The organism is Campylobacter concisus (assembly GCF_001891085.1).
Classification (GTDB): Bacteria; Campylobacterota; Campylobacteria; order Campylobacterales; family Campylobacteraceae; genus Campylobacter_A; species Campylobacter_A concisus_O.
Window position 1 is genome coordinate 38104 of sequence record NZ_JXUP01000012.1, and the last position, 26025, is coordinate 64128.

The following is a 26025-nucleotide window of genomic DNA, read 5'->3' on the forward strand; positions in this document are numbered from 1 at the left end:
TTACTCCTTACTTCTTGATTGCATTAGAAATTTTATAATTATTGTCCCTATTATAGCTTGAGCTAGGCTTGCTAGGATAAAAGATGAGTAAGAATAGTCACTTATCTCACCTGATCTGTGTGCGATAGTAGCAACTGCTACTAGAAGTGTTAGCGGCATGGATTGTGAGAGAGAAAACAAAAATATCCCCTTAAATCCTAATTTTCCTACAAATAACACACTTGAGAAAAGCCTTGTGGCAAGCATCGCACAAAATATAAAAATAGCATCTTTTATCACTTCATTTGAGCTTAGGCTTGAGAGCTTGAAAGTTGAGCCTATGTGTATAAAAAATATCGGTACCAAAAAACCAAATCCAAAGCTTGAAAGCTTGTGCGGTAAGTCTTTTTTGTGATCAAAAAATGTTGCTATAAACATACCTGCGATAAACGCACCAAAGGCAACTTCTAAATTTAAATAAAGCATAAGTGCAATCATCGAAAAAAATACAGCAATGCTTAGCCTAATATCTTTTTCATCCTTATCGTAGTGTGGCATAAGGATCACTTTAAGTCCCGGATACCACCAAAAAAGCACATCTAAAATTTTAAAGCTAAGTACGCTGATAGCTAAAAATAATATCAAATAGCCAATCGTTAGCCATAAATTTATACTAGCTCCAAACTGCAAATAGGCTGCTATAAATGTCAAAAGCGTAATACTTATAAGCTCGCCAATAGTTGCAATAAGCATGCTTAAATTTAGCCATTTTACATCTCTGCCATACTCTTTAAATAGCGTAAATATCATGCCAACGGCCATTATCGGGATAATGATGATATAGAGCAAACTAAGATCAAAACTAAATGTAAGTGCGGTTGCTAGCGAGTAGATGAGGGCAAGATAGATAAGCCCCAGACGTAAAATTTTACGGTCAATGTTTATAAGCATTCTAAGATCGATCTCCATGCCAGCTAGAAACATCAAAAAGAAAAAACCAACTTCGCTAATTAGCTTAAACATCTCATTTTCGCCGACAAGCCCGATGTAGCTAGCTAGTGCTCCAAGTATTATCTCAGCAGGAGCGACAGGAATGCGTAAAATTTTAGAAATATAAGGCGAAGCAAAGACGATAAATGCCAAAACGACAAGAATACTAAGCTCGCTAGCTTGATGTAACTGCAAAAAGATCCTTAAAATAAAAATGTTTGATTGTATAAAAAGCTTTGTTATTTTTTGATTAAGCTAAGCGATTTTTGGGCAAAATGGCGACAAATTTTTAAAAATTTGGAGTGTAAATTTATGCGTAAATTTCTATTTTTTGTCTTGACGTTTTTTGGAATTTTTGGCTTTGGGGATGAGCTAAGTTTGGTTCAAAGTTTTAAATTTGATGGAAGCATTTTTTATAAGAAAAATACAGCCAAAGATGAGAGCTTTTACTTTCTAAAAAATGAAAATTTTGATGAGCATTTTGTAAGCTTTAGAGTGAAATTTGACAAAAATATAAAAAGTGAAAGTATGCTTGCTGAGCTAAAAAAGAAGATAAAAGAGGCTAAAGAGGTGCTTTATAGTGAAGAGAATGATCAAATTTTAGCTCTTATAAAAGATGAAACTAGTAGTAAAAATATAGAAATAATCCACTTTTTACTTAGAAATGATGGAGTCTTAATACTTTCATATGAGAGAATTTATGATCCAAAAACTCTAGTAGATGGGCTTAAGCCTGTACTTTTAAGTGAAGCTAGAAATTTTATGCTTCAGATGCCAAAGGTAGAAGCTAGGTAGAAAGGTGGATGTGTGGTATTTTGCACTGCATGCGATTAAGAAAATCTAGCAAAATTTAAACTCTATTAAATTTGCAAACTCTCATAAACTCTTACCAAGCAAAATGCCAAGATAGCTTGCAAGTAGGCAAAGGACAAGGTTTAAAAAGATATTTAAAAAGCCTTTTACCAGCTCGCCTTCTAGTAAAAATTTCACACTATCAAGGCTAAAGCTTGAAAATGTTGTAAATCCGCCAAGTACACCAACGACCAAAAATACTCTCGCACTTTGGCTTAAATTTAGACAAAACAAAATGCCGATAATGAAGCTGCCAAGCACATTTACGCCAAGTATGGTTAGCGGAAAGTGGCTAAATTTTAGGAGCTCACCAGCTAAAAACCGGCATCCAGCTCCTATAAAGCCTCCAAGCCCTGCGAAAAGTAAATTTGCAAGCATTAATGGCAGATACTAGCGAAGCTAAAACCGCGCTTTGTAAGCTCCTCGATATCCTTGCTAGCTTTCTCGCCTTTTGCGGTGAGGTAGTCGCCTATCACGATCGCATCGGCGCCATTTTCAAAGATCTCGTATTGTCTATCACCCAAAATTTTCTCCCTACCGCCAGCTATCATCACTCTAGTTTCTGGTAGATCTCTTTTGGTCTCACGCACTATTTTTAGGGCTTCATTCGTACTAAGAGGAGGCAGATCAATAGTTAGAGCTTCGTTTTTTATGAAAAAATTTATCGGTGACGAAAACGGCTCAAGCTCTTTTAGACTAGCTCTAAAGCTCACTCTATCAGCCTCACTCTCGCCAACGCCGTAAATACCACCAGTACAAAGCATAAGACCTGCTCTTTTTGCATCTAAATTTGTCTGATATCTCTCGTCCCAAGTGTGTGTTTTACAAATTTTTGGGAAAAATTCTCGGCTTGTTTCAAGGTTGTGGTTGTAGCTAAAAACGCCAGCCTTTTTAAGCTCGCTAAGCTGCTCGTAAGTTGCCATGCCGTTACATGCGATGAGCATCAAATTTGGCACTTCTTTGCTCACAGCTCTTGCTAAAGATGCGATGTAGTCGGTCTTTTTGTCATTTAATCTAGCGCCACTTGTGACTAAGCAAAATCCAAGAGCGTGGTTTTTATAAGCCATTTTGGCCTCGTCCACCACCTGCTGCACGCTTTTTTCTTTAAATTTTGAGATATCGGCGCCAGCTTTGGCACTTTGCGTGCAGTAAGCGCAGTCCTCGGCGCAGTTTCCTTGAGTGACTGAACATATCGCACAGAGCATAATTGTTTTCATTTTTCATCCTTTTTTGGGGCGTATTATAGCTTTGATAGGTTTAAAATTTAAGTAGGATGGTTTATGAATTTGCAAAAAAAGTTTGATGAAATGTATAAATTTATTTTTATTCAAAGGGGGACAAGGGGTTTGAGTTACGGTTTACTTGTAGCTGTGAGCTAGCGAAGCAAAGAGCCGTCCCCTTATCCCCCTTTAAATCATCTAGGTCCTTCGCATGTTAGAAGTGCATGTGATAGCGATTTTGCACTGCATGCGTTCGTATATATGGCAAGTGTCAGATAAATTTTAAAATTTATGAGCACGATATAAATTTATTAAAAACTATGCGAAAAGCTTAAATTTTATGACATTACTTTCTCTTATAAATTTCCGCTCTCTCTTAAAAGACCAGTTTTTAAATTTAGCAAAGCGCTAAGCTCGCCAAAAAGTCCAAAAAGTGGGTGCTACGATGTGAAGCTACCCTCTAACTGAGTGTAGTTGGTGACGAGGTTTTTGCCCTTTATGCTGGCTAAGCTTAGCTGTGATATCAGGCATTTAAAGTCTAAATTTATAAAAGCCAAATTTAGGCTCAAGGGCTCAGATTTGGCTAGAATTTTTTAGTTTTCAGAGATAAGAGTCTTTTTCTTACACTTTGTACACTCTATAAATGTGCCTTTTTTAAGCTCTTTTTTTATCATATCGCCACCACATTCGTCGCATTTTTGCTCAACTGGCTCGTAGTTTGAGATGAAGTCGCATTTTGGATAGTTAGCACACCCGTAAAATTTACCGCGCCTGCTATATCTCTCGACGATCTCGCCGCCGCATTTTGGACATGGTACGTCAAGCTTTTTAAGCTCGCGTTTTGGCTTAGCTGCCCCAGTAGTGCCTGTCTCTGCGCTCTTTTCATTATCTTTTGCGATGTTTCTTGAGTATTTGCATTTTGGGAAATTTGAGCAAGCGATAAACTCGCCGTATCTGCCCTTTCTAAGCACTAGCTCGCTTCCACACTCTGGGCACTTCTCGCCGATTGGAGTGGCTGTTTTTAGGCTTTTTATGCCAGTTTTGCCAGCGCTTATTTTTTCCATAAATGGATAGTAAAAGTCGCTTAGTACCTTTTGCCAGTCAGCCTTATCAAGCGCGATTTCATCGAGCTTTTCTTCAAGATGTGAGGTAAATTCGCTATCAACGATATTGCTAAAGTGCTCTTCCAAAACGCCTATCATGCTAAATGCGATCTCGTTTGGTATGAGCTGCTTTTTCTCAACCCTCACGTAGTCTCTTGAAGTTAGCAGTGTGATAGTCGGTGCATAGGTACTTGGGCGACCGATGCCTAGACTCTCTAACTTCTTAACAAGTCCAGCTTCTGAGTACCTGGCTGGTGGCTCGGTGAAATTTTGCGTGCTTTTTATGCTTTGCAAGCTCATCTCGTCGCCCTTTTTTAAATTTGGCAAAATTTTATCCTTATCAAGCTCGCCATAAACCTTGTAAAAGCCGTCAAATAGCACCTTTCTGCCACTTATTTTAAATTCGCCTTTTTCGCTTGCGACATAGACATTTTGCGTTTGGCTCACACATGCGCTCATTTGGCAGGCTAAAAATCTATTGTAGATGAGCGTGTAGAGTTTGAGCGCGTCTTTTTCTAAAAATTTAGCGGCAATTTGCGGTGTGAAGTTTAAATTTGTAGGGCGGATCGCTTCGTGGGCTTCTTGCGCGCCTTTTGAGCTTGTCGTGTAGCTTATCGCTTTGGCCGGCAGATACTCTTTGCCGTAGTTTTGCAATATATGCTCTCTAGCGGCCGCGACAGCCTCTTTGGCTAAATTTAAGCTATCCGTTCTCATGTAGGTGATCGCACCCATGAAGCCTTCGTTTGTTTGTACGCCTTCATAGAGGCTTTGTGCGATCATCATTGTCTTTTTAGGGCTAAAGCCAAGGCGGTTGCTCGCACTTTGCTGAAGAGTTGAGGTCATAAATGGTGGGCTTGGCTGTATCTTTCTATCTTTACTCTCGATCTCACGGACGCTAAATTTCTCATTTTGTAAATTTTCGATGATGTATTTTGCGCGGTCTGGGTTTTGGATAGTGAGCTTTTCGATCTTTTGGTTTTCAAATTTAACCAGCTCAGCGTCTAAATCTTTTTTGAAAATGGTGTCAATAGTGTAGTATTCAACTGGCTTAAACGCCTGAATTTCACGCTCGCGGTCAACTATTATTTTTAGCGCTGCACTTTGCACACGTCCAGCGCTTAAGCCTTTTTGTATCTTTAAATTTAAAAGTGGGCTTAGCTTGTAGCCAACGATGCGGTCTAGCAAGCGCCTTGTTTGCTGGGCATTGACGCTGTTCATATCGACGTGTCTTGGGCTTTTTAGAGCGTTTTGTATGGCGCTTTTGGTGATCTCGTGAAAGACGATGCGAGGTAGACTGGTTGGCTCTTTGCCGATGGCGTTTGCGATATGAAACGCGATCGCCTCACCCTCTCTATCCTCATCGGTCGCGAGGTAAATTTCATCTGCAGCTTTGGCGAGTTCTTTTATCTCTTTTACAATAGCGGAGTGATCACTGCTGATGCGGTACTCTGGGGTAAATTTATCATCCTCTATCTTGATGCCAAAGCTTGTTTTTGGCAGATCTCTGATGTGACCTTTTGAGGCGATGACGTTGTAATTTTTGTCTAGGAAATTCTTTATTGTCTTTGCTTTTGCGGGGGATTCTACGATAATTAAGCTCTTCATTTATATATAGCCTTTGATTTTTTGGCGTAATTGTAGCAAAAATAATTTTTAAAGTATCAAGTCATAAAAAATCAAATCCGTCTTCATTATTTTAAAAATTTTTCATTCATGCCTATAAAGTTTTTAGAAAATTTCACGATATAGTTTTTGTGCGACAAGAAGTCGTAACTAAAAAATTAAAAGGATTTACAATGAGTTTTCGTATTAACACAAACGTAAACGCACTTAACACACACGCTAACGCAGTTAGCAACAACACTGACCTATCTAAGTCACTTAACAAACTTAGCTCAGGTCTTAGGATTCAAACAGCTGCAGATGATGCTTCAGGTCTATCTATTGCAGATAGCTTAAGAAGTCAAGCTTCAGCTTTAGGTCAAGCTATTGCAAATGGTAATGATGCTATTGGTATCATTCAAGTTGCCGATAAAGCTATGGACGAGCAGCTAAAAATTCTTGATACTATCAAGACAAAAGCTACTCAATCAGCTCAGGACGGCCAAACAACTCAATCACGCCAAGCATTGCAAGCTGATATCGTTCGTCTAATGGAAGAGCTTGATAATATCGGTAACACTACTTCATTTAACGGTCAGCAACTACTAAACGGAACATTCTCTAATAAAGAATTCCAAATAGGTGCTTACTCAAACCAAACTGTTAAAGCAAGTATTGGTGCGACTACATCTGATAAGATCGGTCTTACACGTTTTGAGAGTTCAAGACTACTTACAGCTATGGGTGAAGTAAACCTTAAATTCTTAAACGTTGATGGTGTAAACGATGTAGGTGTTACAGGCGCTACTATCTCAACAGGTATCGGTAAAGGTCTTGGTGCCCTAGCTGAGAATATCAACAAAGTTGCTGATAGAACAGGCGTTAGAGCTACAGCTGATGTTACTTGGAAAGCAAGTGCTGCTATTGGCGGTGGTTTAATTCAGTCTTTAACAATCAACGGTGTTAAAATTGGCGACTTAGAAGTTAAAGCAAATGATGCAAACGGTGCACTTGTAAATGCTATCAACTCTGTAAAAGATCAAACTGGTGTTGAAGCTTCTGTTGATGCTGAAACAGGCAAAATGGTATTAACAAGCCGTGATGGCCGTGCTATCGTAGCTTCTGGTAAAGACATCTCAAAGGGTCTTGGCGGTAAAGGTGCAGCTGCTAAAGGTACATCTTTAACCGGTTTCGTAGGTAGACTAAACCTTGTTCGTCTTGATGGTAGAGATATCAAGCTAAATGCTGGTGGCGTTGCTAAACTATCGCTAGCATTCTCTGCTAATGGTGGTGCTCAACAATCAGTATCTCTAAGAGATATAAGAGGACAAATAGATAAAACCCTAGCAACAGCTATGGGCTTCCAAAGAATGAGTGGAGCTTTATCAGTAGCTCAATCCGCTGGTGTTATGACACTTCGCGGTGCGATGGCTGTTATGAGTATCGCTGAGTCTGCTCAAAAAACACTAGATCAAGTTCGTTCAGACCTTGGTTCAGTTCAAAACCAACTTCAAGCTACAGTTAATAACATCACTGTAACTCAAGTTAACGTAAAATCAGCAGAATCTCAAATCAGAGATGTTGATTTTGCTAGCGAGTCTGCTAACTTCTCAAAACATAACATCCTAGCTCAATCAGGTGCTTATGCTATGAGTCAAGCAAACAGCGTACAACAAAACGTAATGAAGCTTCTACAATAGTAGGAACTGAGTGAAGTTTCCTCGAAAACGTAATGAAGCTACTGCAATAGTTTCATTAAGGTTTTAGATAGAGGCTTTGTCGCAGCAACAAAGCCTTAAGAGTGTTAATGCTTTTACAATACGCAAACCCACGCCCCAGAGTTTAACTTTGGGGCTTTATCTACTAAAATAAATAGTAATGTATCTATTTTATCTTTGCTCTAGTGGTTTATAATGGGTTGTGTTATAAATTTATAATTGTGATAGAGGCTTACTAAAACTAGTAAGCCAAATAAAAAGACTGTAAGTAAAATAATTCTATTTACAAATTAGCTTATATACTCAGTATAAAATTTTCTTTTGCTTTTCCTATCTCGTTTTTAGTTATTAGTTTTCTCTTTTTTAGCTCAGCAACAAGTGCTTTTGAAGCTTTTTTAGTAACTTCAATGTCGGCATTTAGTCCGCCAGCTGCGGAGAACATCCAGTATTTGTGCATATTTACCCACATAAGAAGCTTATTAGTTTTTTGGATAGTTGTGTCACTTGGCGCTACAGAAATTTTTGCAAGCTCAAGTTCTTGATAATAGACTGAAATTTGCAATATATTATCTACATATTTTTGATAATTACGTTTCGCGATTACATCTTTTAGTTTATCTATCTTTTTTGTTATTTTAAGAAGCTCATCAAAGTGCTTTTTTTCTATTTTATTTTCTTTATTGAGCTCAAGCAATTTATCTATACTAGGCACTACTTCTAAAAAGACTTTTTCTATTTGTTGTTTGACTTCACTTTGAGCTTTTATCTTTGCAAGTATGACTTTATAAGCTTTTAAAAGGTTTTTATTTACCGTCGTTTCACTGTCTTTTTTGATATTAGGCAGTTTTTTAATCTCTTTGTCTTTGCATAGCTCATACATTACTTCTAAAAACGGCCTTTCTATAGTTCCTTCTATTCTAGCACCACCTTCGGTACAGTTATATGATTTTATATTCTCTAAGCTTGATTGGGCGATGTCATTTTCAAACTGGTTTTTAAATAGAGTCCAAACATACGTTGTTTTAACCTCTCCCTCTCCGCCATAAGCTTTAACATATAAATTTTCATCCGCTTGCGCAAAAGCGTGACCTTTTGCATGGCTCGCCCCATCTTTACCAAATGCTAGATCCTGTCCTATGAAAACGATATTTTTATGTCCTAAGACATAGGCTAGCTGGTAGGCCATGTTTGCACAACTATGTCCTACGCCCAAATACCCATATCTTTTTAGACCAAACATATACTCCTCTTGTTGAGGTCTCATGGTTAGCACTAGTTTTCTTGGCAAGATGTTTTTAATAGTTTGTTTGTGTGTAACTGAGGCAACAACAAAGTGTATATTATCATCAATGTTTGGATGCTTTTTTTCAAAAAAACTAGAAGTTGGTTCTATTCTTTCAATCGACATTACATAATCAGGCTTGATATCATGCCTTGCAAGGATTGGATAAGAGGCATCAACGCTTATAATGCTAACATATGGAGCAAATTTTTTAAGTGTATTAAGCTGTTTATCTAGGCTTGGACCAGTTGATACAATTATAGCTGTATCCATAAGACCATATCTTTTTTTAACAAGACTTGTGTAGCAATAATTGCTAATCATGGGTACTAAATTTTCACAATTTTGTCTTGTGCCTAATAAAAGATCGTCTATGCTATTGCCGTGAGCAACTACTATTTGAGAAAATGCTCTTGTAATCTCTTTATTTATTCTTATGTAGTCCTCTTCAAATTGATCATAAAAAGGCATATGAATCATAAGATTATCATAGGTTTTTGCATATGAGTTTAGTTTTGCTTCTGTAACCAGATAATAAAAATGTGTATAGGTTGCAAATTTTGAATAAAAAAGTATTATCTGCCCACTTTCTAGTTCGCTTGATAGATCAATAACGTTTAAAACAAGATATATGATCTCGATCTCTGGCTCTATGACCACGATTTTTTGGTGTGTTTCATTTTTTGCTAATGCTTTATAGAGTACGCCATTGCCTAGTCCATAAAAAAATAGTATCGGATAACGTTTATAGTCACTTTCTATATCTTCAAGTAGCTTTAAAATGTCTGCTCCAGGATTTTCATAGATATATTTAAAAGTATGCTTGTTTATTAAATTTATATCAATTGGATCTTTTCCTATAAAAATTTCATAGTCTTCATTACCAGCAATAGACCAAAGCCTTGCTGCTAGAATTTCATCTTGTTGAAATAGTGCTTGAAGATTTTTTTGAAAGATAGGATTTTGGATATTTGATACATTATCTTTAGATGGTTTTGCCTTTTTATTAGATGCCTTATCGTTTTTATTGTTCATATCAAATCCTCCTTTGTTAATCTCTCGCTAAATTTTATATCTCTTTTTGCTTTTTTGCCGATCAGCTCTTTTAGAAATTTAGGGTGTAAGCCATATCCTGGGCGCACGCTCCTTATATTTTGCTCGCTAAAAATTTCACCCTTTTTTATATCTGCACTTGCATAAAGCGAGCGTGAAAATCTCCTGTTTAAAACCGCTTTTTCATCTAGCTCGTAGTTTACCACGCCCAAAAGCTCCTCAGCCTCTCTAACGCATTTTGTCATAAGAGTAAATTCGCTCTCATCAAGGCTAAATGCGCTATCAACGCTTTTTACGCTTTTATCAAGTATAAAATGCTTTTCAATTATCCTAGCACCCAAACTAACCGCAACAACCGGAGCTGTCACACCTAATGTGTGATCTGAAAAGCCGACCTCTACGCCAAATTTCTCTCTCATATCAGCTATCGTTTGTAAATTCATGCCATTTAGCGGTGCTGGGTAGCTTGAAGTACACTTTAAAAGAGCAATATCGCTATTGCCTGCATTTTTACAAATTTGCACCACATCTCTTATCTCTTCTTCATAGGCTATGCCAGTTGAGATGATAATGGGCTTGCCTTTTTTAGCTATAAACTCTACAAAATCATAGTCCGTTACCTCAAAACTTGCGATCTTGTAAGCTGGCGGGTTAAACTGCTCTAAGAAGTTGGCGTCGTCCTTGCAAAATGGGCTTGAAAAGCAGATAAGCCCTTCTTCTTCTGCTACTTTAAAAAGCTCAGCGTGCCACTCTCTTGGCGTTAGCGCCTCTTGATAAAGCTCGTATAAATTTCTCTTGTCCCAAAGTCCGCCTTTTATGACAAAGTCGTCCAGGTGCGAATTTAGAGTCAAACTATCAGGCGTATATGTCTGAAGCTTTATCGCGTCAGCTCCAGCGCGCTTAGCTGCCTTTATCGTATCTACCGCCGTTTTTAGGCTGCCGCTGTGATTAGCGGAGAGCTCTGCTATTATAAAGACCTTTTTGTCTGTATCAAAATTTCCTATTTTCATCCGTTAGTCCGTTTTATTTTTAAGCTCAAGATAGCTAAACTCGTCATCTTTTGCATAAATCTTAAAGCCAAAATTTTTATAAAGTGCGAGTGCTTTTTCGTTGTTATTATAAGCTTTTGCCTTTAGCAAGTTAACCTTTAGCGTAAAAAAAGCGTAGTCTTTTATGAGATCAAGCAGCTTTTTGCCCACACCTTTTAGCTCTGGGTTTTTATAAACACCAAATTCGCAACTTTCTTTCGTTATATCAACAAAGCTTATCACTCCGATAAATTTGCTCTCATCTTTTACTAGAAAATAGATCTTATCTTGAATGCTCTTTAATCTCTCTAAAAAAGCAAAATGCTCCTCTTTACCAACGCTTTTGTTTTTCATAAATTTGGCTATACGCTCATCGTTTCGCCACTTTAAGACTATCAGCTTTTGCTCGCCACTAAGCGAGGTAAAATTTATAAGCTCAAGCAAATTTCATCTCCCCAGTAGGCTTCATGGCCATTTTCTTTAAGCCAAGCAAAGATCTCTTTTTGATTATCAGCTACGCAAACGGCTTTAAATTTAGCTCCCAAAACGTAAGCTTCATTTACAAGCGAGCTTGCTGTTATGATGAGCATTTTGGCTTCGTTCATGAGCTTTGCTACGTTTTTACTATCCACAAAAAGGCTAAAATTTTCGTTTTTACTAGATATCTCTTTTAGAACGCTTAAGTTTTTATTTCCGCTAGTTGTTATGACGGCTGTTTTTAGCTTTTTAAGAAGCAGTTTTTCTGAAATTTTAGCGCTTAGCCCTGAAATATCAGTGCCTCCAAGAATGATAGCGTAGTCGTAAATTTTCTCCCTTTTTGCCTGCGCTTCTTCATAAAACTCATCTCTAACTAGCAAAAACTTACCCCCACAAAATACCCCGCAGCCTTTTTCTACCAGCCCTTCATATCTTGCTTTTTGCGCATATAAATTTACGTTTAAAATGTAGTCTGAGCAATGTTTTTCATAAGTGTCGTCAAATGATAAAATTTTAACGCCAGTTTTTTCTTTTATAGCTCTTTCGTTTTCAAAGCTAAAGCCGTAGTGGTCGATGATAAGAAGCTCAAATTTATTATCTTTTATAAGCTCGCAAAGCTCATCTATCTCGCCACTTCTTAGGGTAAATTTGGGGTAGTTTATCTCATCAAAAATGTCACCATCTAGCCTCAAAGACGCAAATGAGATGTTACTAAATTTTTTAGCAAGCAAAAGGTCTCGCCTGATGTGCCCATGCCCTATCTTGCTGCTACTATCAGCGCGCACGAGCGTTTTTAGCAAGGGGAGTCCTTTAAATTCTTTCAATCAGATCTTTCCATTATTTATCAAATAAAGCTTTTTAGCAAACTCAAAATCCTCTAGCGTGTCGATGTCACAGACTAAATTTCTTGGCAGCAAATATGCTTTTGAATGTGGCGCAAACAAAGCACTGCACTCCAGCCAAGCCTCTTTTTTGCCAAAATAAAATGCCCCAGCGTCATGAAACGCAGGCTCAAGATCTTGTGAGCGTGTCTTTTCAAACTGCGGATAAAACATGCTAACTCTAGCATTTTCATCAAGTTTTATAGCCCTTTGTATAGGGAAATCAAACGCAGTCGCTGAAAATAAAAATTTACACTCCTGCTTTTTAAACTCTCCTGCGGCCTCTTTTAAAATTTCAGCCGTTATGAGTGGTGCTGTCGCGTAAAGGCAGCAGACGTCAAAGTCAGAATTTACGCGCCTTATCGCGTCTTTTACCACGTCAGTGCTTGTCGCGTAGTCATCGCTTAGGCTCGCATCTCTAAAAAATGGCACGCTAGCTCCAAATTCTCTAGCCACATTTGCGATCATTTCATCATCGGTGCTTACGATCACTTCGCTAAAAACTTTAGAATTTAACGCAGCCTCGATGCTATATGCGATTAATGGCTTGCCTAAAAAGTCTTTTATATTTTTGCCAGGTATTCTCTTACTGCCGCCTCTTGCTGGTATGATGCAGATCATTTTTTACTCGCTAAAGCTTTTTAGCACATCAAAAAGCGTGCTTGCAACAAATTTAGCATCATCCACGCTCATACCATGGTGGCATGGGATACTAAGCTCGGCGCTATAAAATTTCTCCGCATTTGGCAGCGAAATTTCGCCAAGTAGCGCTTTATAAAAGCTAAATTTATATGTTGGCTTATAATGCACCTGTACGCCAACGCCTTTTTGCAAAAGTGCTTCAAAAATTTGCTCTTTTTTATCCCAAAATTTCTCATCCAAAAGCACTGGATATAGGTGCCTTGAGCTAGTTGTATTTGCTGGGATTTTTATAGTTTTAAGATATTCACACCCGCTAAATTTCTCATCATAAAATTTAGCTATCTCGTTTCTTTTGGCAATAAAGCCATCTAGCCTTTTTAGCTGGCTAAGCCCCAAAGCGCAGGCCACGTCTGTGATCCTGTAGTTATATCCAAGCAGGCTCATGTCGCTATCCCAAAGCTTTGTTTTAGCGATGCCGTGGCTTCTATATAGCCTTGCTAGCCTTGCTAGCTCATCGTCGTTTGTAGCAAGCGCGCCACCCTCAAGTGTGGTGATAGGCTTTACAGGGTGAAAGCTAAATATACTAATATCAGCCTTAATGCCCACTTTTACGCCGTTTTGCACGCTACCAAGGGCATGAGAGGCGTCATCTATCACTTTTATGCCGTGTTTTTTAGCTAAATTTATGATCTTATCTAGCTCCACGGGGTTACCGCCGTAATCAACCGCAGTTATCACCTTTGTTTTTGGCGTGATAAGAGCTGGAATTTTCTCTTCATCGATGTTGCCATTTGCTTTTATATCGCAAAATTTGACCTGCGCTCCGGCCATCAAAGCTGCATTTGCAGTGGCTGCAAAGGTGATAGGCGTCGTGATCACTTCATCGCCAGCCTTTACGCCAAGGCTAAGATAGGCTACGTGAAGGGCTGAAGTGGCTGAGTTCATAGCGATCACGTGCTTTACGCCAACATAGTTTGCTAGCTCCTCTTCAAATTTACTGACCTTTTGGCCACCTGTTAAGATGTCGTCTCTTAGCGCATCTGCTACTACTTTGATATCTTCTTCTGTGATCTGCTGGCGGCTGTAAGGGATCATTTAGCATCTCCTATCATCTCAAGAAGGCCTACTCTATCGAGCCAAATTTTATTTGTATTTGAGCTATATTCAAAGTCCTCGCTCACTGGTTTGCCCTTTTGATGAAGAGCATTTGTCGAGAAGTCTTGCGCTGTTAAAAACTGAATAGACGGACTAATAACGTAGTAATCATCAAATTCGTATGTAAGATGTGCGTCGTCTCTTGAGATCATCATCTCATGCATCTTTTCTCCTGGGCGAATGCCTATGATCTTGACGCCAAGGTCTGGTGCAAGGGCTTTTGCAAGATCCATCATCGTCATTGATGGTATCTTTGGTATGAAAATTTCGCCGCCTTTCATCCTCTCAAAGTTTTTAAGGACGAAATTTACCCCTTGCTCAAGTGTGATCCAAAACCTAGTCATCTTCTCATGCGTGATAGGAAGCTCTTTTTCGCCTTGCGCGATCATCTTTTTAAATAGCGGTACGACTGAGCCACGAGAGCCAACGACGTTTCCATATCTTACGACGCTAAATCTTGTCTTTTTATCTCCAACAATGTTATTTGCAGCAACAAAGAGTTTATCGCTGGCCAGTTTTGTGGCCCCGTATAAATTTACAGGATTGCAAGCTTTGTCGGTTGAGAGAGCGATGACCTTACTAACGCCACACTCCAAAGAGGCGTCGATGACGTTTTGAGCGCCATCTATGTTTGTTTTTATGCACTCCATTGGGTTATATTCTGCTATTGGTACATGTTTCATCGCAGCTGCGTGGATGACGTAGTCTATGCCGTTCATCGCGGTTCTTAAGCGCTTATAGTCCCTCACATCGCCGATGAAAAAACGCATCGCTTTATCTTTAAAGACTTGAGCCATTTCGTATTGCTTTAACTCGTCGCGTGAGTAGATAACTAGCCTTCTTGGCTTGTATTTTTTTAACAAAATTTCGGTGTATTTTTTACCAAAACTTCCTGTTCCGCCGGTGATTAGTATTGATTTATCATTAAACATTATTGCGCCCTTTACTAACTATTTTTGGGGTATAAATAGCTAAATCTAAATTGTATTTTATAAAAATTTAAGCAAAAGCTATACCAAAGTTTTAAAATTTATTAAAAATTTTTTTATCTTTCTAGATTCTATTTCGTCAAATTTTAATTAATGTTTAGAGGAAATCATAAAAGTAGTGTTTAAAATTTAGCCTTTGCAAGGTCGCAAAGGCATAAAATTACTTCAAAATTCTTGGCAGTGTGATGCCTTCTTGGGCTTGGTATTTGCCATTTTTATCAGCATAAGTTACCTCGCAAGGCTCGTCACCCTCGATAAATAGCACCTGTGCGATGCCTTCGTTCGCATAAATTTTTGCAGGAAGTGGCGTCGTGTTTGAAATTTCTATCGTGATGTGCCCCTTAAATCCGGGCTCAAAAGGTGTCACATTTACGATGATGCCACACCTTGCGTATGTACTCTTGCCAAGGCAGATCGCTAGAACATTATCAGGCATGTTAAAGTACTCGATCGTGCGCGCTAGAGCAAAAGAATTTGGCGGTACGATGCAGACGTCGCCTTTAAAATCTACTACGTTTTTTTCGTCGAAATTTTTTGGATCGACCACAGTTCCGCCGATGTTTGTAAAAATTTTAAACTCATCACCAACGCGGATATCGTAGCCGTAGCTAGAAACGCCGTAACTAACGACGCCACGACCCACTTGCTCCTCGGCAAACGGCACTATCATATTTTTCTCAACCGACATTTTTCTTATCCAAGAATCTGACTTTAAACCCATTTTTGCTCCTTTTTTGGGCGATTATAACGCTTTGCGTCTTTAAAGTAAATTTAATAAAGCGAATAAATTAGATGAAAATTAGTATAATTTTAACAGCAAAAATTAATAAAGGACAAAAATGCAAGAGAAAAATGCAGAAATTTTTACTGGCGAGCGTGCGATGTTTGGGGCAAAAAGTGTAAATTTTACAAACTGTATCTTTGAAGATGGCGAGTCGCCGCTAAAGCATAGCTCAAATTTAAAGCTAAATGAGTGCGTTTTTGCCTACAAATATCCACTTTGGTACGCAAGCGATGTCACGCTAAATGGCGGATACTTGGAGTCTCTAGCAAGAGCTGGCATGTGGTACAGTGCAAATTTAAGCTTCAAAGACGCGCTCATCAACGCTCCAAAAAGCTTTAGAAAAAGCTCGCAAATTTCGCTAGAAAATATAAATTTTTCAGATGCTAGTGAAACACTTTGGGGATGCACGGATGTGAAGATAAAAAATGTCTTTGCCAGGGGCGATTACTTTGGGGCAAATAGCGAAAATTTAGAGATCGATGGGCTAAATTTAGATGGAAACTACTGCTTTGATGGTTGTAAAAATGTTCATATCACAAACTCAAAACTTATCTCAAAAGATGCTTTTTGGAACTGCGAAAATGTGACCGCACAAAACTGCCTCATCTCAGGCGAATATCTGGCTTGGAGCTCAAAAAATGTGACGCTTATAAACTGCACGATAAAGAGCTTGCAAGCACTTTGTTACGTGGAAAATTTGGTCGTAAAAGATTGCATTTTTATGGATACGAGTCTTGCGTTTGAATATTCAAGTGTCGATGTAAGCACAAGTGGAGCGATAAAAAGTATAAAAAATCCAAAAAGTGGCGTGATAAGGGCAGCAAAGATAGATGAGATCATCATCGATGAAAATTTAGTGGATACTAAAGGCATTAAGATAATTATTACTGAAAAATAACTTAGTAAAAAAGAGTAACTTTGAGTTCTCGTTTTTGCTTCATAAAAAAATTTTTTATCTAATTTTCGCTACAATTAGACGCTTATATAAAAATTTAGGAGAATTTTCTATGAAAAAAGAAGATATAAAAGAGCTTATCGAATTTTTTAATGGTATGGAGATGAATCATATCAAGATAAAAAGTGGTGATTTTGAGGTCGAGGTAGAGAAATTTGCTGATTATTGCGCGCCTGCAAAGCCAGCGGTACAAGCAGCAGCTCCAGCGCCAACACCTGTAAATGTTGTCGTTAGCTCAGAGGTAAAACCAGCTGCAAATTCGCCAAAAGATAGCATAAAATCTCCTATGGTAGGTACTTTCTACGCTGCTCCAAGCCCAGGCGCTGCACCATTTGTAAAAGTAGGTCAAAGAGTGAGAAAAGGCGATGTAGTGGGCATCATCGAGGCTATGAAGATCATGAACGAGATCGAGGCTGAATTTGACTGCCAGATCACTGAGATGCTAGTCTCTGACGGACAGCCAGTTGAGTTTGGATTGCCGTTATTTGGCGTGGAGAAAAATTAATGGAATTAAAAAGAATTTTAATCGCAAACCGCGGTGAGATCGCTCTTCGTGCTTTGCGAACGATAAAGGAGATGGGTAAAGAAGCCGTTGTGGTTTATTCAACCGCTGACAAAGACGCGCTTTACGTAAAATACGCTGACGTGGCCATTTGCATCGGTAAAGAGCGTTCAAGTGATAGCTACCTAAATATCCCAGCTATCATAAGTGCAGCTGAGATCAGCGAAGCAGACGCTATTTTTCCTGGTTATGGCTTTTTAAGTGAAAATCAAAATTTTGTTGAAATTTGCTCACATCACAAGATCAAATTTATAGGACCAAGCGTTGCTGCGATGGCTTTGATGAGCGACAAGAGCAAGGCAAAACAGGTCATGCAAAGAGCTGGCGTGCCAGTCATCCCTGGCTCAGACGGCGCTGTGGCTGATACAAAAGCTGCAAAAGAGCTAGCCAAAAAGATAGGCTACCCTGTCATCTTAAAAGCTGCGGCAGGTGGTGGCGGACGCGGTATGCGCGTTGTTGAAAAAGAGGCTGATTTAGAAAAAGCATTTTGGTCTGCTGAGAGCGAGGCGATGAGTGCATTTGGCGATGGCACAATGTATATGGAAAAATATATCCTAAACCCACGCCACATCGAAGTTCAAGTAATTGGCGATAGCCATGGCAATGTGCTTCACATCGGCGAACGTGACTGCTCCATGCAGCGTCGCCACCAAAAGCTGATCGAAGAGAGCCCAGCTATTTTACTTGATGAAAAAACAAGAGAGAGACTTCACGAAACAGCCATAAAAGCGGCAAAAGCGATCGGCTACGAGGGAGCTGGTACGTTTGAGTTTTTGGTCGATAAAAATTTAGACTTTTATTTCATCGAGATGAATACAAGACTTCAAGTTGAGCATACAGTGAGCGAAATGGTAAGCGGACTTGATATCATCGAGCTTATGATAAAAGTGGCTGAAGGCGAGGCACTACCATCACAAGAGAGCATCGAGCTAAAAGGTCATGCGATCGAATGCAGGATAACAGCTGAAGATCCAAATACATTTACGCCGTGTCCTGGCAAGATCACAAAATATGTCTGCCCAGGTGGCCGCAATGTAAGAATGGATAGCCATATCTATCAAGACTACTCTATACCGCCGTATTACGATAGTATGATCGGCAAACTCGTGGTTTGGGATACTGATAGAAATAGGGCGATCCATAAGATGAAAGTAGCTCTTGATCAACTCATAATAAATGGCATCAAAACAACAAAAGATTTTCACATCGCTATGATGGAAAACAAAGACTTTTTAAGCAATAACTACGATACAAATTATCTTTCAAGACACTAAAATTTTTAAGTCAGGATTTGCAAAAAGCAGATCTTGGCTTAAATATTAAAATTTTTTAAGTTTATCTTAGGGGAAGTATGGTAAACAAAATCAAAGATCAAAATACAAAATTTTTCTCAAATGCCGACCTTGCAAAGCTATTTTTCCCTATTGCAGTTGAGCAGTTTTTAGAGTATAGCTTGGGGCTTGCAAACTCGCTAATGGCAGCAAGTGTTAGTGAAAGCGCTGTAAGTGCGATTAGTCTTGTGGAATTTGTCATGGCGCTATTTATTAGCATTTTTACAGCTATCGCTACTGGTGGCTCGGTGGTTGCTAGCCAGTATCTAGGTAATAAACAAAGTGGCAACGCCAAAATCACAGCAAATCAGCTCGTTTGGTTTAGTTTTATCTTTGCCCTTTTTATCGCAGCGGTCATCATAGTTTTAAAAGATATTATCCTAGATTATGTCTTTGGCGATATTGGTGAGCAAGTAAGGCATGATGCTAGTCACTATCTTGTTTTCTCTGCCATTTCTGCACCATTTTTGGCTGTCTATGCAGCAGCTGCGGCGATCTTTCGCACGATGTCAAACGCAAAGCTACCTATGTATATTATGGCGGCTGCAAATTTATTAAACGTACTTTTAACAGCCATTAGTATTTATACATTTCATACTGGTATTTTAGGTATCGCCATTAGCACGCTTATAGCCAAGATGCTTGCTTGCTTTGTTATAGTCTATTTGCTTCTTGATATAAGGCTAAAGCTTCACATAAGAAAGAGCTTTGTCTATAAATTTGACTACGAGATCATCAAGAAAATTTTAAATATCGGAGTGCCTTATGGTTTTGAAAATTCGATGTTTTACGTAGGGCGCATTATTGTTTTAAGTTTAGTTTCTCTCTTTGGCACAGCAAGTATCGCTGCAAATGCCGTGGGTGGGACGATCGTGATGTTTCAAGTGCTCCCTGGTATGGCGATAGGAACAGGGCTTAGTGTGGTTATCTCAAGGTGCGTTGGCGCAAACGACTTTACTCAGGCTAAATTTTACGTAAGAAAGTCGATGATAAGTATCTATATTGTCCAGCTTTTTAGCACAGCAGTAATTTTGCTTTTGCTTGAGCCATTGCTTCTTGTTTATAATCTCTCAAGCGAAGCCATAAATTTAACAAGGCAGATCGTCTGGTATCACGGTATCGCTATGTGTCTTATTTGGCCACTTGCCTATACATATCCGACCGTTTTTCGAGCAGCTGGGGATGCCAAATATCCAATGATTGTAAATTTAGTTTGCATGTTTGCTTGTAGAGTCATATTGGCCTATATCTTTGCACTTACGTTTGATCTTGGCATGATAGGTACTTGGTTTGCAATGTTTGCTGACTGGGCTGTAAAGGCGGTACTTTTTACGATTAGATACCTAAAAGGCACATGGATGAAATTTAAAGCTATTTAAAAAGAAATTTAGTAATATACAAGCGATTTTGTCGCAAAGGATAAAAAATGAAAAATGTATTTAAATTTGGTGTAGTTTTGCTTACGGCAGCTCTTTTTGCTGGATGTGCGAGTGAGAGCTCAAGGGTTGTTGAGACTCCAAAAGTAGCAAGCTACGGCACAGTTTACAATGGTCAAAAAATTTCAGTTTCGATAGGTCGATTTAATAATCAATCAGCTTACCAAAATGGTGTATTTGCTGATGGCGAGGATAGGCTTGGCAACCAAGCTCAAAGCATTTTGATCACAAATTTACAGCAAAGTGGCAGATTTTTGGTGCTTGATAGATCAAATATGAAAGTGATCAAACAAGAGAGCGAGCTAAGTAAAACTGCTCAAAATTTAAAAGGTGCAAGATACGTGATAACCGGTGATGTAACCGAGTTTGGACGAAAAACTACAGGTGATCATCAGCTATTTGGCATACTTGGCAAAGGCAAGCAACAAACTGCCTATTCAAAGGTAAATTTAAATATCGTTGATACCAAAACAGCTGAGGTTGTCTATTCGGTTAGCGGTGCTGGCGAATACACCCTTTCAAACAGAGAGATCATAGGCTTTGGCGGCACAGCAGGATACGACTCTACGCTAAATGGCAAGGTTTTAAGTCTAGCTATTATTGAAGCGGTAAATAATCTAGTAAATGGCATAGAAAGTGGAGCATGGCAAGTAAAATAAAGCTTGCCAGCCTTGCGCTTTTTGCGCTATTTTTAGCGGGCTGCGGCCACTCAAGTGGTCCAAGATCACTTTATTATTGGGACGGATCATATAGTAGCTCGCTATATAGCTACCTAAACGAAGAGGGCGATACAAACGAGCAAATTTCACGCTTAGAAAATTTGGTGCAGATATCAACACAAAAGGGCTACAAGATCGCTCCTGGCGTATATGCACACCTTGGACTTTTGTATCTAAATAATGGAAATTTAGGTGCTGCAAATGCAAATTTTGACAAAGAAGTAGAGAATTTCCCAGAGTCAAGGGAGTATATAAATTTCATCAAAGGCTCTAAAAATTTAACTCCGAAAAAAGTAGAGCAAAAAGAGGGGGCAAATAATGAAAAATAGCCTTAAATTTATGGCCGCTATATTTTTGGTAGTATTTTTTATTGGTTGCTCTATAAAAGAGCCTGAGCCATACGACTACTCAGAATTTTTACAAAAAAGACCTCACTCTATCTTAGTGCTTATGCCAACAAACGATAGCACAGAAATTTCAGGTCCAGCTGCTGTTTTGGCAAATGCAGTCGCACCACTAAGTGAGGCAGGATACTATGTATTTCCAGTGGCTCTTGTAAATGATACCTTTAAGCTAAATGGCATAACCGAGCCAAGCGAGATCGCAGCCGTGCCACTAAATAAGCTTGATAAAATTTTCCATGCTGATAGTGTGCTTTACATCAATATAAAAGATTATGGCACGAGCTATGCGGTCATCTCAAGCTCAACAAAGGTTGTCCTTGAAGCAAAGCTTATTGATATAAAAAGCGGCGCTACTCTTTGGCAAGGCAGTGCTATGGCAGCAGAAGATAGCAGTAGTGGCCAAAGTAGCCTACTTGGCATGTTAGTCTCAGCCGTCATCTCACAGGTGGCAAATACCATCTCAGATAGATCATACGATCTAGCAGTAATGGCAGATGCTTATTTATTTTCAAGAGATTGCCATAACTGCATACTTTATGGACCATATTCGCCGTATTATGGCAAAGATGCACAGCTTCATAAAGATAGATAAATTTAATGAATACTCATCGTCTTGGGATACTCCTTACTTTAGTTGGCGGTATCCTTTGGGGATTTAGTGGGGTTTGTGGGCAGTATCTATTTTCACTTGGTATAAATTCTGATTTTTTGGTGCCATATAGACTGATGCTAGCTGGCATTGTTATTGTGATTTTTTATGCTTTTAAAGAACCAAGTACCGTTTTTGCTCCGATTAAAGATATAAAGCTCCTTGGCGAGTTTTTAGTCTATGCCCTGCTTGGGCTTATGATGACGCAGTACGCTTATTTTTACTCCATTGAGCTTTCAAATGCCGCAGTTGCGACTGTTATTCAATACACTGCGCCAGTTCTCATCCTAGCCGTCATCTGCCTAAAAGAGAAGCGAGCACCAAGACCACTTGAAATTTTAGCTCTGCTTTGCGCGATGCTTGGCGTATTTTTCCTAAGCACACATGCTCAAATTTCATCTCTTGTCATTTCGCCAAAAGCGCTATTTTGGTGCTTGGTGAGTGCCATTTGCGTTTGTGTTTATAATCTTGCTCCAGCAAGGCTAAATGCTAAATATTCAGTCACTCTCACGCTTGGCTGGGGCATGGTTATGGGCGGAATAGTGCTTGCTTGCTATATGAGAGTTTGGGATTTTGCTGGGCTTAATGGTATAAATCAATGGCTTGCATTTATTACTGTTATTACGCTTGGCACCATTTTTGCATTTAGCTTTTATATGATAGGTGTTAAGCTCATAGGCGCAGCAAAAGCTAGTTTATTAGCCTGCATAGAACCGCTAAGCGCAGCATTTTTTGGCTACTTTTGGCTTGGGACAAAATTTGTATTTTGGGATTTTTTAGGATTTGCTCTAATAATCTCTTGTATATTTTTACTATCAAAAAGAGAAAAATTATGATATTTCTAGCACAAACTGATACGACAGCTGGCTTTTTGAGTAAAGATTATAAAGAGATAAATAGGGCCAAAATGCGTGATGAGAATAAACCTTGCCTTATCACGACGGCAAAATTTAGCGTTTTAAATGAGCTTGTTAGAGTGCCAAAAAATATAAAAATTTTATACGCCGTTCGAGAAAAGCTACATTTTTGTATCCAAATTTAAAGGCGATTAGAGTCGTAAAAGAGTGCGAGCACGAAAAATTTTTAGCTAAATTTGACTGGCTTTATTCAAGTAGTGCAAACAAAAATGGGCAAAATTTTAATGAAGCTTGGGCTATGAGCGTGGCTGATGAAATAGTAGATGATCATTTTTTCGAAGATGCTCCATCAAAAATTTATAAAATTTCTCGAAAAAAGATAAAACGTTTAAGATAACTAGTGAATTTATACAGCCACTGCCTTTTTAAACTCATCTAAATTTTTTAGCGCTTCATCTATGCCAATCAGCCAAAATTCGCACTTTGTCGTATCTTTTTTAAAGTGTTTTTTCACTAGCTCTTCTACGCTTTTCGTGCCACACTCTATTAAAAATTGTTTATAAATTTTGCAAAATTTTGCTTCATCTTTTTTAACTCACTTAGAAAAAATTGTGATAGCAGATAGCCGACACTATAAGGATAGTTGTAGATGTAGTTATCTGTTTTATAAAAATGTGGCTTAAAATATGGCAAAAATTCTTCAACATCGCTCGTGCTGTCTTTATAAAATTTATCCCAAGTTTGTTTTAAAAGATCGTTTGCATCTTTTTTGCTGACTTGACCTTTTTGTCGCAGCTTTATAAAACCAGTCTCAAACTCATATCTAACGCTTATATGAAGTAAAAAATTTGCAGCACTTTTTAGCTCCTGCCATAAAATTTCTACCCTAAGTGAGTCATCTTTTTTTAGCTCATTTCGTAAAAGAGTCTCATTAAATGTACTCGCGCTCTCGGCTAAGCTCATTGGAAAATTTGCGCTTAAAACAGGAAGATCACGCATCAAGTAGTAGTGCCAAGCATGCCCTAGCTCATGAGCTTGCTGGATTAAGTGCGAAAGAGTATTCATGTAGGTGGTAAAAATTCTTGGTTGCTTAAATTTTGGCAAACTCACAAAAAATGCTCCGCCAGCTTTATTTTCTCGCACATTGCTTTCTATCCAGTGTTTGTCTATCATAAGCTTTATAAAACTATCTTCGCCCAGTGGCTTTAATGCTTTTTTGATGATTTTATAAATGAGATTGCTGCTTTTATGGCTAAGATGCAAAAGATAAATATAAAAATTTTAATATTAAGTACAACTATTGTAGTGTGATTTAAGGCTAATTAAAATATTCAAAATAAAAAAGGACGTAAATATTTGGTTTGGTAAAAATTCAAATGATGCCAGTAACAACTTATTTTAGTATTTACTCCCTCGGAAGTCTGTTTTTACCCTGTTTATCGCTGATTAGCTTACCCGCTTCGTCGTATTTTTTGGCGCGGATGAGCCTGCCGCGCTCAAACTCCCCTTCGGCTTCGAGTTTGCCGTTTGCAAAAGATGCCGTAGGTTTGGCGTCTAGTATTGCCGACGTCGGCGTAGTTACTACGAAAACGTCGAAATTTTCGGAGATTTTGCTTGAAAATTTAGGGGTCTTAAATTTTATAAAAGTGGTGGTAGGCCGCGACGACGTGCTAAATCCAAAACCTAACGCGGAGCCCGTAAATTTAGCTCTCGCAAAACTTGGAAAAGATAAACGAAACGCATTTATGATAGGCGATACGCAGATGGATCTAATGGCGGCAAAGAACGCCGGTATCAAAGGTATCGGCCTAACTTGCAGATGCGGATACGCGGATGCGCAAAGTCTAAAAGAGCATTCGGATTTAATCTTTCAAAACGCTTATGAAGCGGTAAAATTTTTAGCAAGCAACTAAAATTAGTGGATTTTATTAAACAACCTTGCTTACCGCTCGGCTAAGTCATTTCCTTCGTCTAGCGACCGTTTTGATTAAGCATAGACAACGCCGCCTCAACCGCCGCGTCAATGTGTATCTGCGTCGTATCAAAAAGTCGCATATCTGTATCCGCCTGCGATACCAGCATGCCTATCTCGGTGCAGCCAAGTATCGCTCCTTGCGCGCCGCACGACCTAAAATCCTCGATGATGCGCAAGAAATTGGCCTTTGAGCTAGGCGCGATTTTGCCGTAGCAAAGCTCCTCAAAGATGACGCGATTTACTTCCGCCATATCCCCCGCGCTTGGCAAAAGCACCTCCGCGCCGCCCTCTATCAGCCGACTTTTGTAAAAATCCTGCGTCATCGTATAAACGGTGCCGAGCAGCCCTACCTTAGCGACGCCTGCGTTTTTTAGCGCTTTTAGCGTGGCGTCCGCGATGTGCGCTACGGGCACGCTAACGGCGCTTTGCACGGCGTTAAAGCACCTGTGCATCGTGTTTGTGCAGATGAAGATAAAATCCGCCCCGCCACCTTGTAAAATCCTAGCATGCCGTGCCAAAATTTCGCCCGCGTCCTCCCATCTGTTTTCGCGCTGGCAGGCCTCGATCTCCTCGAAATTTACGCTGCTTAGCAGTATCTCTGCGCTGCTAAGGCCGCCCAAGCACTCGTTTATTTTACGATTTATTTGCTCGTAATACGTTATCGTAGACTCAAAACTCATCCCGCCGATTAGGCCGATTTTTTTCATTTTTTCTCCTTAAATTTCGGCGATTTTACGGTTTTAAATTAAATTTGCTCTAAATTTAAATTTCGTCCGCCGCGTTAAATTCGGCTGCAACCGCCTAAAATAGCGAGCATAAATTAACCGCATAAATTTTTTAGCCTGCGACGCAAAAGGGTAAATTTAGCATAACCAAACGCGCTAAATTTAACGAACCGATGAGGCCGAATTTAGTCTAAATTAAAGAGCGCAAAGCCGAAAATGTGGTCAAATTTTGCGCGCTAGCGGCCTAAATTTGCGTGTAAATTTTATCGGCTAAAAGCGGCATTTTGATTACTTCGCGCGGGCGGATTAAATTTACGGCTTTTCGGTTTGGCAAAGTTTTATTTTTTACAAGGTAAAATCGCCTGCAAATTTTACCCGTTCGCGTCTGCAAGTCTTGCGCCTACGTTTTTGGCACACTTTGCCAGAGTCGCTTCGACATCTTTTAAATGCTAGCTTGACGCCCAAACCGCCTGCGTTTTACGCCAGCAAATGCAAAAACCCGCGTTTTGCCGTCAAATTCGCGCAAACATCGCCGCTTTACGTTTGAGCGCTTTAATCTCGCACCGTGAAATTTATGAGCCGTTTGTGCGCAGCCGTTTCGCGCGTTAAAATTTATAAAATTTTGCGGATTTTTATCGCTTTGCCGCTTTTTGAGCT

At 39.1% G+C, this 26025-nt stretch carries 25 protein-coding genes and 1 pseudogene; 12 read left to right on the top strand and 14 right to left on the bottom strand.

Going from position 1 to position 26025, the window contains the following annotated elements:
• Positions 1–1164: a cation:proton antiporter gene (locus TH67_RS09680; RefSeq protein WP_072595383.1), complete on the bottom strand. Its 1164-nt coding sequence runs from the start codon at positions 1162–1164 to the stop codon at positions 1–3.
• A 117-nt stretch (positions 1165–1281) separates the two neighbouring features.
• On the opposite strand from TH67_RS09680, the gene TH67_RS09685 reads away from it, so the two are divergent.
• Positions 1282–1764: a hypothetical protein gene (locus tag TH67_RS09685; RefSeq protein ID WP_072595414.1), complete on the top strand. Its 483-nt coding sequence runs from the start codon at positions 1282–1284 to the stop codon at positions 1762–1764.
• A gap of 81 nt (positions 1765–1845) precedes the next feature.
• Here TH67_RS09685 and crcB read toward each other — a convergent pair whose 3' ends face one another.
• The 3 genes from crcB to topA all read right to left on the bottom strand — a co-directional run bounded on the left by crcB (position 1846) and on the right by topA (position 5749).
• Entirely contained in the window at positions 1846–2199 is a 354-nt protein-coding gene (crcB, locus tag TH67_RS09690; RefSeq protein ID WP_072595384.1) for a fluoride efflux transporter CrcB, read from the bottom strand.
• Positions 2199–3038, bottom strand: coding sequence for a biotin synthase (locus tag TH67_RS09695; protein ID WP_072595385.1), 840 nt, complete (start codon positions 3036–3038; stop codon positions 2199–2201). Before TH67_RS09695 ends, crcB begins: the two co-directional genes overlap by 1 nt.
• A 596-nt stretch (positions 3039–3634) precedes the next feature.
• On the bottom strand, positions 3635–5749 hold the full coding sequence (gene topA, locus TH67_RS09700) for a type I DNA topoisomerase (RefSeq protein WP_072595386.1): 2115 nt from the start codon (positions 5747–5749) through the stop codon (positions 3635–3637).
• A gap of 191 nt (positions 5750–5940) precedes the next feature.
• Here topA and TH67_RS09705 point away from each other — a divergent pair, with 191 nt between their 5' ends.
• Entirely contained in the window at positions 5941–7446 is a 1506-nt protein-coding gene (locus TH67_RS09705) for a flagellin B (RefSeq protein WP_072595387.1), read from the top strand.
• A gap of 313 nt (positions 7447–7759) precedes the next feature.
• Here TH67_RS09705 and TH67_RS09710 read toward each other — a convergent pair whose 3' ends face one another.
• From TH67_RS09710 to dcd, 8 genes are all read right to left on the bottom strand, one after another.
• A complete protein-coding gene (locus TH67_RS09710; protein WP_072595388.1) occupies positions 7760–9781 on the bottom strand; it encodes a motility associated factor glycosyltransferase family protein in 2022 nt (673 codons plus the stop codon).
• Positions 9778–10809 (bottom strand): pseudaminic acid synthase, encoded by a 1032-nt coding sequence (gene pseI / locus TH67_RS09715; protein WP_072595389.1) that lies wholly within the window; start codon positions 10807–10809, stop codon positions 9778–9780. The genes TH67_RS09710 and pseI overlap by 4 nt, the downstream gene beginning before the upstream one ends.
• 3 nt (positions 10810–10812) lie before the next feature.
• Positions 10813–11271: a UDP-4-amino-4,6-dideoxy-N-acetyl-beta-L-altrosamine N-acetyltransferase gene (gene pseH / locus TH67_RS09720; RefSeq protein ID WP_072595390.1), complete on the bottom strand. Its 459-nt coding sequence runs from the start codon at positions 11269–11271 to the stop codon at positions 10813–10815.
• On the bottom strand, positions 11256–12128 hold the full coding sequence (pseG, locus tag TH67_RS09725) for a UDP-2,4-diacetamido-2,4,6-trideoxy-beta-L-altropyranose hydrolase (RefSeq protein WP_072595391.1): 873 nt from the start codon (positions 12126–12128) through the stop codon (positions 11256–11258). The genes pseH and pseG overlap by 16 nt, the downstream gene beginning before the upstream one ends.
• Positions 12129–12806: a pseudaminic acid cytidylyltransferase gene (pseF, locus tag TH67_RS09730; protein WP_072595392.1), complete on the bottom strand. Its 678-nt coding sequence runs from the start codon at positions 12804–12806 to the stop codon at positions 12129–12131.
• Positions 12807–12809: 3 nt separating this feature from the next.
• Complete coding sequence (gene pseC, locus TH67_RS09735; RefSeq protein ID WP_072595393.1) at positions 12810–13922, bottom strand: UDP-4-amino-4,6-dideoxy-N-acetyl-beta-L-altrosamine transaminase; 1113 nt, start codon at positions 13920–13922, stop codon at positions 12810–12812.
• Positions 13919–14914 (bottom strand): UDP-N-acetylglucosamine 4,6-dehydratase (inverting), encoded by a 996-nt coding sequence (gene pseB / locus TH67_RS09740; protein WP_072595394.1) that lies wholly within the window; start codon positions 14912–14914, stop codon positions 13919–13921. The genes pseC and pseB overlap by 4 nt, the downstream gene beginning before the upstream one ends.
• Before the next feature lie 217 nt (positions 14915–15131).
• Positions 15132–15692 (bottom strand): dCTP deaminase, encoded by a 561-nt coding sequence (gene dcd / locus TH67_RS09745; protein ID WP_021091674.1) that lies wholly within the window; start codon positions 15690–15692, stop codon positions 15132–15134.
• Between the two features lie 118 nt (positions 15693–15810).
• Between dcd and TH67_RS09750 the strand changes: the two genes are divergently transcribed.
• From TH67_RS09750 to TH67_RS09790, 9 genes and pseudogenes are all read left to right on the top strand, one after another.
• On the top strand, positions 15811–16653 hold the full coding sequence (locus TH67_RS09750; protein ID WP_072595395.1) for a DUF3737 family protein: 843 nt from the start codon (positions 15811–15813) through the stop codon (positions 16651–16653).
• A gap of 109 nt (positions 16654–16762) precedes the next feature.
• Positions 16763–17215, top strand: coding sequence for an acetyl-CoA carboxylase biotin carboxyl carrier protein (gene accB, locus TH67_RS09755; RefSeq protein ID WP_072595396.1), 453 nt, complete (start codon positions 16763–16765; stop codon positions 17213–17215).
• Positions 17215–18546, top strand: coding sequence for an acetyl-CoA carboxylase biotin carboxylase subunit (locus TH67_RS09760; RefSeq protein WP_072595397.1), 1332 nt, complete (start codon positions 17215–17217; stop codon positions 18544–18546). The genes accB and TH67_RS09760 overlap by 1 nt, the downstream gene beginning before the upstream one ends.
• Positions 18547–18623: 77 nt before the next feature.
• Complete coding sequence (locus TH67_RS09765) at positions 18624–19982, top strand: MATE family efflux transporter (RefSeq protein WP_072595398.1); 1359 nt, start codon at positions 18624–18626, stop codon at positions 19980–19982.
• Positions 19983–20029: 47 nt separating this feature from the next.
• Positions 20030–20698 carry a CsgG/HfaB family protein gene (locus TH67_RS09770; RefSeq protein ID WP_072595399.1) on the top strand — a complete coding sequence of 223 codons (669 nt, stop codon included), beginning with the start codon at positions 20030–20032 and terminating at the stop codon, positions 20696–20698.
• Complete coding sequence (locus TH67_RS09775) at positions 20683–21087, top strand: DUF4810 domain-containing protein (protein ID WP_072595400.1); 405 nt, start codon at positions 20683–20685, stop codon at positions 21085–21087. The genes TH67_RS09770 and TH67_RS09775 overlap by 16 nt, the downstream gene beginning before the upstream one ends.
• Positions 21077–21754, top strand: a complete 678-nt coding sequence (locus TH67_RS09780; RefSeq protein WP_072595401.1) for a DUF799 domain-containing protein — start codon at positions 21077–21079, stop codon at positions 21752–21754. The genes TH67_RS09775 and TH67_RS09780 overlap by 11 nt, the downstream gene beginning before the upstream one ends.
• 5 nt (positions 21755–21759) lie before the next feature.
• Entirely contained in the window at positions 21760–22647 is an 888-nt protein-coding gene (locus tag TH67_RS09785) for a DMT family transporter (protein WP_072595402.1), read from the top strand.
• Positions 22644–23065 (top strand): annotated as a pseudogene (locus TH67_RS09790) (Sua5 YciO YrdC YwlC family protein). The gene TH67_RS09785 and the pseudogene TH67_RS09790 overlap by 4 nt, the downstream one beginning before the upstream one ends.
• Before the next feature lie 149 nt (positions 23066–23214).
• On the opposite strand, the gene TH67_RS09795 reads toward TH67_RS09790, so the two are convergent.
• The gene (locus tag TH67_RS09795) at positions 23215–23841 is read right to left on the bottom strand and encodes a M3 family metallopeptidase (RefSeq protein ID WP_257638077.1); all 627 of its coding nucleotides are present in this window, start codon (positions 23839–23841) and stop codon (positions 23215–23217) included.
• Positions 23842–24149: 308 nt separating this feature from the next.
• Here TH67_RS09795 and TH67_RS09800 point away from each other — a divergent pair, with 308 nt between their 5' ends.
• The gene (locus TH67_RS09800; protein WP_307781431.1) at positions 24150–24581 is read left to right on the top strand and encodes an HAD family hydrolase; all 432 of its coding nucleotides are present in this window, start codon (positions 24150–24152) and stop codon (positions 24579–24581) included.
• A gap of 58 nt (positions 24582–24639) precedes the next feature.
• Here TH67_RS09800 and TH67_RS09805 read toward each other — a convergent pair whose 3' ends face one another.
• Entirely contained in the window at positions 24640–25350 is a 711-nt protein-coding gene (locus TH67_RS09805) for an aspartate/glutamate racemase family protein (RefSeq protein WP_072595405.1), read from the bottom strand.
• Positions 25351–26025: the final 675 nt, after the last annotated feature.

Coding starts and splice junctions, on each gene's coding strand:
- TH67_RS09685 (WP_072595414.1), top strand. CDS start 1,282: ATGCGTAAATTTCTATTTTTTGTCTTGACGTTTTTTGGAATTTTTGGC.
- crcB (WP_072595384.1), bottom strand. CDS start 2,199: ATGCTTGCAAATTTACTTTTCGCAGGGCTTGGAGGCTTTATAGGAGCT.
- TH67_RS09695 (WP_072595385.1), bottom strand. CDS start 3,038: ATGAAAACAATTATGCTCTGTGCGATATGTTCAGTCACTCAAGGAAAC.
- topA (WP_072595386.1), bottom strand. CDS start 5,749: ATGAAGAGCTTAATTATCGTAGAATCCCCCGCAAAAGCAAAGACAATA.
- TH67_RS09705 (WP_072595387.1), top strand. CDS start 5,941: ATGAGTTTTCGTATTAACACAAACGTAAACGCACTTAACACACACGCT.
- TH67_RS09710 (WP_072595388.1), bottom strand. CDS start 9,781: ATGAACAATAAAAACGATAAGGCATCTAATAAAAAGGCAAAACCATCT.
- pseI (WP_072595389.1), bottom strand. CDS start 10,809: ATGAAAATAGGAAATTTTGATACAGACAAAAAGGTCTTTATAATAGCA.
- pseF (WP_072595392.1), bottom strand. CDS start 12,806: ATGATCTGCATCATACCAGCAAGAGGCGGCAGTAAGAGAATACCTGGC.
- pseC (WP_072595393.1), bottom strand. CDS start 13,922: ATGATCCCTTACAGCCGCCAGCAGATCACAGAAGAAGATATCAAAGTA.
- pseB (WP_072595394.1), bottom strand. CDS start 14,914: ATGTTTAATGATAAATCAATACTAATCACCGGCGGAACAGGAAGTTTT.
- dcd (WP_021091674.1), bottom strand. CDS start 15,692: ATGGGTTTAAAGTCAGATTCTTGGATAAGAAAAATGTCGGTTGAGAAA.
- TH67_RS09750 (WP_072595395.1), top strand. CDS start 15,811: ATGCAAGAGAAAAATGCAGAAATTTTTACTGGCGAGCGTGCGATGTTT.
- accB (WP_072595396.1), top strand. CDS start 16,763: ATGAAAAAAGAAGATATAAAAGAGCTTATCGAATTTTTTAATGGTATG.
- TH67_RS09760 (WP_072595397.1), top strand. CDS start 17,215: ATGGAATTAAAAAGAATTTTAATCGCAAACCGCGGTGAGATCGCTCTT.
- TH67_RS09765 (WP_072595398.1), top strand. CDS start 18,624: ATGGTAAACAAAATCAAAGATCAAAATACAAAATTTTTCTCAAATGCC.
- TH67_RS09770 (WP_072595399.1), top strand. CDS start 20,030: ATGAAAAATGTATTTAAATTTGGTGTAGTTTTGCTTACGGCAGCTCTT.
- TH67_RS09775 (WP_072595400.1), top strand. CDS start 20,683: ATGGCAAGTAAAATAAAGCTTGCCAGCCTTGCGCTTTTTGCGCTATTT.
- TH67_RS09780 (WP_072595401.1), top strand. CDS start 21,077: ATGAAAAATAGCCTTAAATTTATGGCCGCTATATTTTTGGTAGTATTT.
- TH67_RS09785 (WP_072595402.1), top strand. CDS start 21,760: ATGAATACTCATCGTCTTGGGATACTCCTTACTTTAGTTGGCGGTATC.
- TH67_RS09795 (WP_257638077.1), bottom strand. CDS start 23,841: ATGATAGACAAACACTGGATAGAAAGCAATGTGCGAGAAAATAAAGCT.
- TH67_RS09800 (WP_307781431.1), top strand. CDS start 24,150: ATGAGCCTGCCGCGCTCAAACTCCCCTTCGGCTTCGAGTTTGCCGTTT.
- TH67_RS09805 (WP_072595405.1), bottom strand. CDS start 25,350: ATGAAAAAAATCGGCCTAATCGGCGGGATGAGTTTTGAGTCTACGATA.